The following is an 11,821-nucleotide window of genomic DNA, read 5'->3' as shown; positions in this document are numbered from 1 at the left end:
GAACACAGTCAACGCCGTGGCTCGCGGGCTGCGGGCGCGCGGGCGCGATCGAGCTGCTAAGCTGGGGTCGTCATGGAGCTGTCTGTCGATCCCCGCCACCTGATCGAGCGCTTCCGAGCCCGCGAGCGGGCCGCCTCCAGCCCGAGCTCGCGCGCCGCCAACAGCGAGCGCGCGCCGGTCATCCGGCGCATGGACTTCGACTTCGCCGCGGCCCTCGACGCCGGCGCCCTGCCCCGGCACTGGCTCGACGGCAGCGTGATGGGCACCGCCCTCGCCAACGGCGTCAACCTGCTCTTCCCCGCCGGCGAGCGCTTCTTCGTGCGCAGCGTGAACTGCTACCTCGACAGCCTCGACGACCCCGCGCTCCACGAACGCGTCAAGCGCTTCTTTGGCCAGGAGGGCCAGCACGCCAAGGAGCACCAGCGCTTCTTCGAGATCCTCCGCGAGCAGGGCTACGACGTCGACGCCTTCTTGGTCCCCTATCAGCGCATGGCCTACGAGTGGCTCGAGCCGCGCGTCCACCCCAAGCTGCGCCTGGCGATCACCGCCGCCCTCGAGCACTTCACGGCGACCCTGGCCGAGCACGCCCTGAGCACGCGCTTCTTCGAGACCCGGACCCCGCCGGAGATCGCCGCGCTCTTGCTGTGGCATGCGGCGGAGGAGATCGAGCACAAGGACGTGGCCTTCGACGTGCTCCAGGCCGTGGACGACAGCTACGCGCTGCGGGCCGCGGGCGCCTTTGCTGGCGCGGCGCTGCTCGGGGGCTTTTGGGTGATGGCGACGATCATCTTGCTGCGCCAGGAGCCGGAGCTCGACTGGGGGCGGCTGGCCCGGGAGTACAAGCACGCCATCGAGAGCGGGCACGCCAGCGGGGGACGCATGGCCGGGGCCTTGCTTCAGTACCTCAGGCCGGGCTTTCATCCCGCGGACACCGGAAACGACGAGCTCGCGGCGCGCTACCTCGATGAGATTGGCCGGCTTTACGCCTGAGCGTCAGTCCATGTTTGGCGGCGGCAGCCGCAGCCCCGGCGGCTCATCCGGGTGCCGACGCTCGGCCCCGCTGGGCGTCCCATCACTAAAGCGCGGCGTCTGATCCGCCCACGCCTCCTGCCCGCCGATCAAGTTGAACAAGCCGATCTTCGCCACGACCGACGCCATGTTGCAGTGCCCGATCACCGCCCCCGAGCGCGCCCCCTGGCGGCTCAAGAACGCCAGCTGAGGCTCGTAGGAGTAGTCGTAGTCCCAGCACTGCGTCCCCTCCCCGCACACCGGCTTCGGGCTGAACCACGGCCCGCCCTCGAAGGCCCGAGAGCAGTCCCCCTCCGGTGACTTCGTGTTGCGATAGATCCACGCGTTGCGCACCGATCCGGGGATCTCGAGCGTGTCCTGCCCCGGCGCGTAGGGAGCGATGAGCACCATCCGCTCGATCTCCCCCCGCCCCTCGCCCACGCGCGGGTCGTCGGCCAGCGCCTTCGGCAGCGCGTCCCCGGCGAGGGTCGCCCCGGTCGACCAGCCCACGGCGTAGATCGAGCACGCCGGATCCCCCTCGCCGACCTTCCCGTCGCCGTCTTGGTCCATGCTCGTGATCAAGCCGTCCATGCCCTCGCGCCAGTCCTGCCCCGACCACAAGCTGAAGCAGACCTGCTCGTCCCCCTGGCCCTCACAGCGCCGGACCACGCCCGGCGACTGATGGCAGAGCTCGCGCAGGTCTCGGTTCGCGCCCTGGTCGAGCGGCCCGGGTCCGGCGATGCACAAGGTGCGCTGGCAGGGCTCGCCGCGGTTGCCGATCTCCACCCGCGGACCCGCGGGCGCCTCGGCGGCGGGCGCCGGCTTCGGCTCGGGTTGAACCTGCGCCTGCTCGGCAGCCTGGTCCGGCGAACCCGAGTGGGCCTGCCCGTCTTGGGCCTGCTCCCCCTGCTTCGAGGCGGAGGAGCAGGCGCTCACGGCCAGGAGCAAAGGCACGATCACGGGCGAGATTCGGCGCACGGGCGACAATCTACGCGATCGTCCGCCAACACGGCCAACGCTGGCGCTCGCGTCCCTCGAGCGCAGCTCGGCCCGGGGCTGGCCGGCCCTGCGCCCAGGCGGGTACCTTCCGGCCATGCGCTCTTTTTCGCTCCACGTCGCGCTCCTCACCCTCGCCCTGAGCGTGGCCTGCGCCAAGCCCACGCCGGCCCCCCTCGCCCCCGCGCAGCCCGAGGCCCAGTCCGAGACCCCCGCGCCCGCGAACCCCCAGCTCTCGGCCGAAGACATCTACGCCTCCGTGGCCTTCCTGGCCGACGACGCCCAGGGCGGCCGGCCCCCGGGCGGAGAGGACGACGCGGCCGTCCAGGCGTGGATCATCGAGCGCATGCAGGCCGCCGGTCTGCAGCCCGGCGCCGAGGCGGGGCAGGCCTTCGTCCAGCACTTCGAGGTCGGCGACGGCGTGGCCCTGCGCGATGGTCAGTCGAGCCGCCTGGCCGAGCGCGGCGCCAAGCCGGACGCGCCCGGCCTCGCGCACGCGCTGCTGCCCTTCGGCCACGACAGCGGCGAGGCGGGGGTCGAGGGCAAGCTGGTGTTCGTGGGTGAGGGCGTCGCGGGCGAGGGCGAGGACGCCGGCGACTACGCGGGCATCGAGGCCAAGGTCAAGGGCGCGATCGTGGTCGCTCTCGTCGGCAGTAAAAATCCCCACGCCAACCCCGCGCGCAGCCGCCCCCAGGGCAAGCTGATCGCCGCCCGAGATCGCGGCGCCGTGGGCTTCGTGCTCTGGGATCCCAACAGCGACGCGCCCCTGCCCAACCACGGCCAGTTCAGCGAGCTCGAGGTCCCCGCGGTGTTCGTGGGCAAGTCGGGCAGCGCCGCGCTGCGCCAGGCCCTGCGCGCCCGCGGCGAGGCCCCGCCCAAGCTCGGCGCGACCAGCCGCAAGGCCTTCGGCCTGAGCACGCCGATCGAGCCCGTGATCCTCGAGACCGCCAACGTCATCGGCGTGCTCCCGGGCAGCGACCCCGAGGCCGAGCGCAAGCGCATCTACGTGGGCGCGCACATGGACCACCTGGGCATGGGCACCTCGAGCTCGCTGACCCCGGGCGTGCACGCCATCCACAACGGCGCCGACGACAACGCCTCGGGCGTGGCGGTGATCCTCGCGCTCGCCGAGGCCATGGCCGCGATCCCCCCGGCGCAGCGCCCCCACGACCTCGTGTTCGTGGCCTTCGGCGCCGAGGAGATGGGCCTGCTCGGCAGCAAGTTCATGGTCGAGAATTTCGACGCGGCCGAGCGCGCCAGGATCATGGCGATGCTCAACTTCGACATGGTCGGGCGCCTGCGCGAGCGCCTGATGGTCAACGGCCAGGGCAGCGCCGAGGAGTGGCCGGCGCTGGTCCAGGCCGCCAACGGCGGTGGCGAGGGCGCGGCTGAAGGCGCGGACGTCGAGGCCCTGGTCCTCGAGGGGGACCCCAGCGGGTGGGGGGCCTCGGACCACGCCTCGTTTTACGGCGAGGGCGTGCCCGTGCTGCACTTCTTCACCGGCTCCCACGACGACTATCACAAGCCCAGCGACGACCTCGACACGCTCAACACCGAGGGCACGGCGCGCGTCGGCGAGCTCGCCGGGCGGGTGCTCGTGGGCCTGATGCAGCGCTGCGACCCCCTGACCTTCGTCGAGGTCGAGCGACCCAGCGCCGGGCGGAGGGCCTTCAAGGTGTCCCTGGGCTCGATGCCCGACTATGGCCGCGACGTCGACGGCCTGGCCCTGGCCGGCGTGCGCGAGGGCGGGCCGATGGCCCTGGCCGGCCTACAAAAGGGCGACGTCATCACCCGCATCGGCGCCCGCGAGGTCCACAACATCGACGACTACATGGCCTGCTTTGGCGAGCTCGAGCCCGGCGTCGAGGTCGAGATCGAGTACCTCCGCGACGGCGAGCGGATGACCGGCGCGCTCGTTCCGACGGCGCCCTCACCTCACTGAGCCCCCTTCACTTTCGTGACCAAGCGGCGCGACGCTGGGCGATCACTCGCGCAGCCTCGCGCTTCGATTTTGTCTCGACGCGGCCACAGCTGCGCGCTCGCGGGCGTTCGCGTCCCACGCTGACACGCGCCGCCGCGCCGCCGCCTCGACATCGCCGGCGACTTTTTAAACAATGGCTGCATCGCACCAATGACTTCGACACCCGATGATGCACCGCTCCCCTATGACCGCGAGCGCTTCGCCAGCCTCCGCGAGGACTTCCTGCGCGGCGCGCTCAGCCGCGAGAAGGCCCGCCTCCCCGAGCCCCCCAAGGCCCTGAGCCCCGACGACGGCCGGCTCGTCCAGCTGCCCAGCACGGACGCCGAGATCGCCGAATTGGCGGCCGCGGGCGAGGCTGCCCTGCGCGCCGGAGAGGTCGCCACCTTGATCCTCAACGGCGGCCTGGCCACGCGCTTTGGCGGCGTGGTCAAGGGCGTGGTCCCGGCCATCGCGGGCGAGCCCTCGCGCAGCTTTCTGGCCCTCAAGCTGGCCGACGTCCACGCCCTCGGCGAGCGCCTCGACGCCAAGATCCCCGCGGTCGTGATGTGCTCCTTCGCGACCCGCGAGGCCAGCGACGCCCACCTCGCGGCCATCGAGTGGTCGGGCATCGCCCCCGCCGAGCGCCTGAGCTTCGACCAGTCCGTGCTCCCGCGCATCGACCTCCAGGGCGCGCCGCTCTATACCCGCGAAAACGCGGCTGGGCGCCCGCTCAACGAGGTCTTCGCCGCCCCGGGGCACGGTGACACCCTCGAGCAGGTCGTGGCCAGCGGCGTGGTCGAGCGCCTGCGCGAGCGCGGCGTCCGGCACGTGCTGATCTCCAACGTCGACAACCTCGGCGCGACCCTCGACCCCATGCAGGTCGGCCTCCACCTCGCGGCCGCCGACGAGGGCGCGCAGGTCAGCGTCGAGGTCGTTCGCCGCAGCCCCGGCGACGTCGGTGGCTGCATCGCCGAGGTCGACGGTCGCCCGGTGATCGTCGAGGGCTTCCGCCTGCCCAGCGACACCGATCCCACGCGCTACGGCCACTTCAACACCAACACCTTGTGGCTGACCATCGACGCCCTCGGCAGCCGCCCGCCGCTGACCTACTTCCCCGTCCAGCGCAGCGTGGACTGGGATGGCGAGAGCCTGGCGATCGTCCAGTTCGAGCGGCTGATCGGGCAGATCACCGAGTTTGCATCGACCGCCTACGTCGAGGTCGATCGCGCGCGTCGCTTCATGCCGATCAAGACGCGCGATGACCTGGCCGCGGCGCAGCCGTGGATCCAGCGTCACGTCGAGCGCTCCGGTCGCTAGCGTCATTGCGCTCTCGTCGCGAAGCCCCTTCACATTGCAGCGCCACATCGCGCTTCATGAGTGGTGACTCGCCGTCAGTTCACGCTGACGCCGAGTCACCACTTGACGGCGCCCCGTGCACGCTGGTCTTTTCGGACAAACTCTGTTATAGTGCGCGCAATACAACGTTTGTTACCCGCCAACACGGCACGAATGGCGCTCGTGACACTGACGACAATCACTCGTCACTGACACGATGTGCCCAGCGTTATGTTATTAGCAACAGATCTCGACGGAACATTCCTCGGCGGCGACCAAGAGGCCCGCATGAGGCTCTATCAACTCATCAGCTCCAGGCCGGACATCGATCTCGCGTTCGTGACTGGTCGGGGGCTCGAGGACGTGCTCCCGCTGCTCGCGGATCCGACGATCCCGCAGCCCGACTACATCATCTGTGATGTCGGCGCGACGATCGTCCATGGAGACACGCAGCAGCCCGTGGGGCCCGTTCAGGGCCCAATTGACGAGGTCTGGCCCGGACGTCGGCTCGTCTCCGACTCGCTCGCGCACATCGAGGGCCTCCAGCATCAAGAGGTGCCTCAGGAGCGACGCTGCTCTTATTTTTGCGATGAGCACCACATCGACGACGAGGTCCGCGAGATCGTCGCCAAGCTCGGCTGTGACATCTTGTTCTCGGCCGGCAAATACTTCGATGTGTTACCGCCCGGTGTGAATAAAGGTAGCACGCTGACGCGCCTCATCGAGCACCTCGGCCTCGACCCCAAAAAGGACGTCATGGTCGCCGGTGACACGCTCAACGATCTATCCATGTATGAGCACGGCTTCGAGGGCGTGTGCGTGGGCGACTCCGAGGAGGGCCTGCTGCTCGCCACGCAGAAGCTGCCCAACGTCTATCACGCGCGCGAGCCTGGAGCCGGCGGCATCGTCGAGGCCCTCGAGCACTTTGGCTTCCTCGACCGCGAGGGCATCGAGGCCGAGCTCGAGGTCGTCGCCGAGCCCGGCAAGGCCGACCTCGTGATCGTCTATCACCGGCTGCCCTATGAAGAGTTCGTCGACAAGGGCGTGCGCAAGCGCCGGCGCCCGCGCTCACCCAACGGGATCATCCCCACGCTGCTGAGCTTCTTCGCCGACGGCAAGGCCGGCTCGTGGGTCGCCTGGGCCATCGACGATCCTCGCTACGGCGAGTTCGAGGTCCACACCGAGGTCGACACCCGCGACTACCCCAAGCTCGTCGCCGCCCGCGTCGGCCTGAGCGAGGAGGACGTCGAGGTGTTCTACAAGCGCTTCTCCAAGGAGGCGTTTTGGCCGACGCTGCACACCTTCTGGGAGCGCGCGAGCTTCGACGAGGAGCACTGGCCGGTGTTCCTCGACGTCAACCGCCGCTTCGCCGAGCGCGCCGCGGCCGAGGCCGCCGAGGGCGCCGTGGTCTGGATCCACGACTACAACCTGTGGATGGTCCCGGCCTACCTCCGTGAGGCCCGCCCCGACGTCACCATCGCCTTCTTCCACCACACCTACTTCCCCTCGGCCGACGTGTTCAACGTGCTGCCCTGGCGCCGACAGATCGTCGGCAGCCTGCTCCAGTGCGACTACATCGGCTTTCACATCCCGCGCCAGGCCGAGAACTTCGTCGACGTCGCGCGCGGGGTGATGCCGATCGAGATCGTCGAGAAGGTCAACTGCGCGCCGCGCTTTTTCACCTACGGCTGCGCCGTGGGCCTCGACGAGATGACCGCCGAGATCGAGGTCTCCGGCCGGCGCATCGGGATCGGCGCTCACCCCGTGGGCCTCGACCTCAAGCGGGTCGAGCGGGCCCTGGCGCGCGAGGACATCCAGGCGCGCATCAGCGAGCTGCGCGAGGAGCTCGGCGACACCCGAATGATCCTCTCGGTCGAGCGCCTCGACTTCACCAAGGGCATCCTCGAGAAGCTCCAGGCCTATGAGCGCCTGCTCGACGAGCACCCCGAGCTCCACGGCGAGATCACCTTGCTGACGATCTGCGTGCCCGCGGCCAAGGGCATGACGATCTACGAGGAGCTCCAGATCCAGATCGAGCAGACCGTCGGGCGGATCAACGGCCGCTTCGGCCGCTTCGACTGGGCCCCGCTGCGCTTTTTCTTCCGCGCCGTGCCCTTCGAGCGCCTCGTCGCTTACTACGCCGCCGCCTCCGTCGCCTGGGTCACGCCCCTGCGCGACGGCCTCAACCTGGTCGCCAAGGAATTCGTGGCCACCCAGGGGCTCACCGGCGGCAAGGGGGTGCTCGTGCTCTCGGAGTTCGCCGGCGCGGCCGCCGAGCTGCGCGGTCCGCTGCTCACCAACCCCCACGACCCCAACGACATGGTCTCGACCTGTCACCTCGCGCTCACCCTCAGCCCCGAGGAGGCGAGTCAGCGCCTGTCCGAGGCCTACGACTCGGTCCGCTACTACGACATCGCGCGCTGGGGTGACGATTTCATGACGGCGGTCGACGCCGTCGCGGCGCGCAACAAAGAGCGCGAGCGCGAGCGCGAGCGCGGACGCGAGCCCGAGCCGCCGGTCCGCAAAGACCTCGCTTCGTGAGCGGCGCCTCACTACACACCGTCGACTACGCCATCCTCATCGGCTACGCGCTGGTCGTCCTCGCCGTGGGCGCGTGGGTCAGCCGGCGCTCCCCCGACGTCGACGAGCTGTTCTTGGCCGGGCGCAGCCTCGGCCCGGCGGTGATCGGGCTGTCGCTCTTCGCCTCGAACATCTCCTCGACCACGCTGATCGGCCTGCCCGGCGCGGCCTGGGAGCACGGGATCTCCGTGGCCAACTACGAGTGGATGGCCGCGCTGGTCCTGCTGTTCACGGCGGTGTTCGTGCTCCCGGTGTTCATCGGCCGGCGCCTGACCACCGTGCCCGAGCTGCTCGAGCAGCGCTTCGACGCGCGCATGCGCAAGTACCTCTCGGCCAGCTCGCTGTTCTTGAGCGTGGTCCTCGACACCGCCGGCAGCCTCTACGCCGGCGCGCTGGTGTTGATGCTGTTCATCCCCGGGCTCTCGCTGGCGCCGACCTGCGCGGGGCTGGCCGTGTTCGCCGGGCTCTACACGGCCTTCGGGGGCCTGCGCGCCGTGGCCTACACCGACGTGCTCCAGTCCTGCGTGCTGCTCGTCGCCTCGGCGCTGCTCGCTGGCCTGGTGTTCGCGCGCTTCGACTTCGACTGGACCCAGGTCGAGGCCGCCATCGACCCCGAGCACCTCTCGCTGATCCGCCCGATCGACGACCCCGCCCTGCCCTGGCTGGGCACGCTGATCGGCCTGCCTATCCTCGGCTTTTACTACTGGACCATGAACCAGTACGTGGCCCAGCGCCTGCTCGGCGCCCGCGACGTCGGTTCGGCCGGCTACGGGGCGCTGATCGCCGCGGCCCTCAAGCTGCTGCCGCTGTTCATCATGGTCCTGCCCGGGGCCATGGCCGCGGCCCTGTTCACGGACCTCGCCCGGCCCGACACGGTCTTCCCCCGCCTGGTCGCCGAGTTCGCCCCGCCGGGCCTGGCCGGCCTGCTGATCGCCGGACTGATGGCCGCGATCATGTCGAGCGTCGACTCCACGCTCAACTCGGCCTCGACCCTGGTCATCGTCGACTTCGTGCAGCCGCGCCGCGCCGACGCCAGCCGCGAGCAGCTCGCCCGCTGGGGGCGGCTGTGCACCGGCGCGCTGATGGTCATCGCCGCCATCTGGGCCCCGATGATCGACAACTTTCCCGGGCTCTTCGCCTACCTCCAGCAGACCTTCGCCTATGTCACGCCGCCGCTGGTCGCGGTGTTCGCCGTCGCCTTCCTCAGCGCGCGCGTGGGCACCAAGGCGGCGCTGCGCGGGGTGGTCAGCGGGCACCTGATCTCGGCGCTGCTCTTCGTGGGCGCGCAGCTCGGCTGGCACGAGGTCCACTTCACGATCGTCGCCGGGGGGCTCTTCGCCCTGACCGTGGCGGCGATCTTCGCCTGGCAGGCGCTGGCCAAGCTGCCCGCGGCCAGCCCCGAGCAGCGCGCGGCCGTGGCCAGGGCCAGCTACACGCCGGCCCCCAGCCCCGTCCGCGTCGGCGCGATCGTGCTGACCGCGGCGACGCTGGGGCTGGTGCTCGCGTTTTGGTAGCTCGCGCTCAGCGGCGCGTCAGCAGCAGGCCCTGACTGTCGCGCAGGACCACGGGCTCGTTCACGTCCTCGCACAGCGTGTGCGGGGTCGCCAGGGCCAGGCTCCAGCCCTCGCCGGCCCCGGCCAGCAGCTTGGCGGGCACGACCTCCACGGGCGCGCCCTCCATGTTGGCCACGAAGCCGACCTGCTCGCCATCGGGGCCCTTTCGCCAGCCGCGGAAGAGCACGGTGCCGTCCGCCGGCCAGCGACGATCGAAGTGATCCTGCGACTCGAAGGCCCCGCGCAGCCACGGACGCTCGCGCCGGAAGCGACGCAGGCTGAGGTTGAAGTGGACCTGGGCCGGGTCGAGCTCGGCGACGTAGTGCGAGACGTTGCAGTAGTCGTGCAGGTCGTCCATGAACGCCCGGGCGACGCGCTTGAGCGTGGGCACGTCGACGACCCGCGGGCCCTCGAGGCGCAAGGTGCTGACGCGCATGATGTCGGCGATCGCGTCGAGGTCGTAGTCCGTGGCCTCGACCCCCGCCTCGAGCACCTTCACGAAGGCGCGCAGGTCGTCGACGTGCTCGAAGCCGAAGGCCTTGAGCCGCGGGAAGCGGCCGACCTTGTTGTAGGACATGTCGTCGACCTGCCAGATCAAGAAGCTGCTCTCCTCGGCCATCAGCTTGACGCCGTAGCGGTCGTCGGTGTTGCGCATGAACCCCCAAGACGCGCGCATGCTCGCGTTGAGGAAGTCCATGGGCACGCCCGAGAGCATCCCGTGGGTCAGCAGGTTGGCCGCGGGGTGGTCGTAGGCGTGATCGAGGATCGCGCAGTAGGTGTCGCCCAGGCGGGTGTTGATGTTGAGCTTGGTGCTCAGCTGGGCGCCGCGCCGCACGGTGTCGTGGTTGGCGCAGCCGGTGATCCAGTTTTGTCCGTGGTGGACGATCTCGAGCACCCGCCACCACTTGCTGATCCAGAAGGTGTAGAGGAAGGGCGTGTTGTGGGCGAAGGTCAGCGGCCCCCACTGGAAGACCTCGGGGTCGTGGACCTGATCTTCGATCACCGCGCGGTAGGTGCTGGCCAGCTCCCAGTCCTCGCGCGGCCACGGGCGGCCGTCCTCGAAGATCATCCACGGGCGATAGCGGCGGCCGGCGACGGACTGCTCCGACAGGCTCATGGCCCGCAAGAAGGCGTCGTCGTGGCGCAGGACCTGGGCCTCGGGGTCCCAGATCTTGAAGTCCTGCGCGCCGTCGACCCGGACGCCGTCGAAGCCGAAGTCGACGAGCCGGCGGTACATCTCGAGCAGGATCGCGCGGACCACCGGGTGGCGGTAGGCGAGGTCCTGGCCGTACATGTTGGGGCCCGCGAAGAACTCGGGGGTCAGCAGACCGATGGCCTGGTTGTCGGCGTGACCAAAGACGACGTCGAGGACCACCTTGATCCCGCCCTTGGGGAAGGCGTGGAGGATCTCGAGCAGGTCGACGAGCTCGTCGGGGCGGCGGGACTCGAGCAGCGCCGGGTTGATCGCCCCGCAGCCGCTGATGACCACGTCGTAGCCCCAGTTGGTGGTCGTCGGCCGGCGCAGCACGAAATTCACCGACTCGGCCAGGGTCTCGCCCTGCTCGTCCGCGGCCTCGAAGAAGGCCGGGCCGCCCTCGAAGACCACCGTGGGGTGGACCGGCATGAGCTGGACGGCCTCGTAGCCCAGCCAGACCTCGTCGGCTGGGGTCAGCGGGCGGCCCGCCTCGACGCGCTGGGCGATCCGCCGCAGCCGGCGGGTCAGGCTCGCTACCGTGCCCCCCGAGGAGGCCGTGCCGATGTGGACCTCGAGCAGGTTGATCGGCGGCGCGATCCGGGGCGCCTCGCGGTCCTCGTCCTTGGCCCCGATCTTCGCGTACCAGTCGAGGTCCCCGCGCTGGGCGTGCATCGCCTCGACGTCGTAGACCTCCGCGGGTCCGAAGGCGCCGAAGGGCAGCGAGCGGGCCAGGTGATCGGCCCCGGTCCGCCACTCGCCGTCACGATCGCGGAAGCGCAGCCAGTAGAGCGCGCCGAGCTGCGCGCGGCTGCCCACGGGCACGCCGCTGACCGCGGCCCACAAAAAGCGCCCCGATCGCTGCATGGGGATCAGCACCCGACGCAGCGCCACCTCCTGCTGGCTGACCGCCAGGTCCAGCGCGTCGTCCGCGTCGATCAGCAGCTCGAGGTAGACGTCCCCCGGGGCCACGCCGAGGGCGTCGAGGTCCGGGCTCCACAGCCCGAACTCCACCCAAGTCCGCTCGCCCTCGTGGCGCACCGTCGCGCCCAGGCGCTGGGCGATGTGGTCCATGGCGTGGGCAGGGTCCTCGCCGTTGGTCAGCAGACGGTCGCACCAGGCGACCAGCGCCGTGGTCTCCTCCTCCAGGCGCTCGATGAACAGATCTTCAGCCTGCGTCAATGTGAATGAGCCTCC

At 70.3% G+C, this 11,821-nt stretch carries 7 protein-coding genes; 5 read left to right on the top strand and 2 right to left on the bottom strand.

Annotated elements, in window-relative coordinates:
* The first annotated feature begins 72 nt into the window (after positions 1 to 72).
* Entirely contained in the window at positions 73 to 990 is a 918-nt protein-coding gene (locus G6O69_RS19570; protein WP_172305040.1) for a metal-dependent hydrolase, read from the top strand.
* A gap of 3 nt (positions 991 to 993) precedes the next feature.
* Here G6O69_RS19570 and G6O69_RS19565 read toward each other — a convergent pair whose 3' ends face one another.
* Positions 994 to 1,986, bottom strand: a complete 993-nt coding sequence (locus G6O69_RS19565; protein ID WP_172305039.1) for a hypothetical protein — start codon at positions 1,984 to 1,986, stop codon at positions 994 to 996.
* Between the two features lie 115 nt (positions 1,987 to 2,101).
* Between G6O69_RS19565 and G6O69_RS19560 the strand changes: the two genes are divergently transcribed.
* The 4 genes from G6O69_RS19560 (at position 2,102) to G6O69_RS19545 (ending at position 9,393) form a co-directional block, all read left to right on the top strand.
* A complete protein-coding gene (locus G6O69_RS19560) occupies positions 2,102 to 3,946 on the top strand; it encodes a M28 family peptidase (RefSeq protein WP_172305038.1) in 1,845 nt (614 codons plus the stop codon).
* Positions 3,947 to 4,135: 189 nt separating this feature from the next.
* Positions 4,136 to 5,281 carry a UTP--glucose-1-phosphate uridylyltransferase gene (locus tag G6O69_RS19555; RefSeq protein ID WP_172305037.1) on the top strand — a complete coding sequence of 382 codons (1,146 nt, stop codon included), beginning with the start codon at positions 4,136 to 4,138 and terminating at the stop codon, positions 5,279 to 5,281.
* 249 nt (positions 5,282 to 5,530) lie between these two features.
* Complete coding sequence (gene ggpS, locus G6O69_RS19550; protein ID WP_172305036.1) at positions 5,531 to 7,840, top strand: glucosylglycerol-phosphate synthase; 2,310 nt, start codon at positions 5,531 to 5,533, stop codon at positions 7,838 to 7,840.
* Complete coding sequence (locus G6O69_RS19545) at positions 7,837 to 9,393, top strand: sodium/solute symporter (RefSeq protein ID WP_217909869.1); 1,557 nt, start codon at positions 7,837 to 7,839, stop codon at positions 9,391 to 9,393. Before ggpS ends, G6O69_RS19545 begins: the two co-directional genes overlap by 4 nt.
* 7 nt (positions 9,394 to 9,400) lie before the next feature.
* On the opposite strand, the gene gghA is transcribed toward G6O69_RS19545, so the two are convergent.
* Positions 9,401 to 11,806 carry a glucosylglycerol hydrolase gene (gene gghA / locus G6O69_RS19540; RefSeq protein WP_172305035.1) on the bottom strand — a complete coding sequence of 802 codons (2,406 nt, stop codon included), beginning with the start codon at positions 11,804 to 11,806 and terminating at the stop codon, positions 9,401 to 9,403.
* Positions 11,807 to 11,821 lie beyond the last annotated feature (15 nt).

Source organism: Pseudenhygromyxa sp. WMMC2535 (assembly GCF_011083025.2).
Note: the sequence above shows the minus strand (reverse complement) of the source record. Positions and strands in the feature narration are given on the sequence as shown.

Coding starts and splice junctions, on each gene's coding strand:
- G6O69_RS19570 (WP_172305040.1), top strand. CDS start 73: ATGGAGCTGTCTGTCGATCCCCGCCACCTGATCGAGCGCTTCCGAGCC.
- G6O69_RS19560 (WP_172305038.1), top strand. CDS start 2,102: ATGCGCTCTTTTTCGCTCCACGTCGCGCTCCTCACCCTCGCCCTGAGC.
- G6O69_RS19555 (WP_172305037.1), top strand. CDS start 4,136: ATGACTTCGACACCCGATGATGCACCGCTCCCCTATGACCGCGAGCGC.
- ggpS (WP_172305036.1), top strand. CDS start 5,531: ATGTTATTAGCAACAGATCTCGACGGAACATTCCTCGGCGGCGACCAA.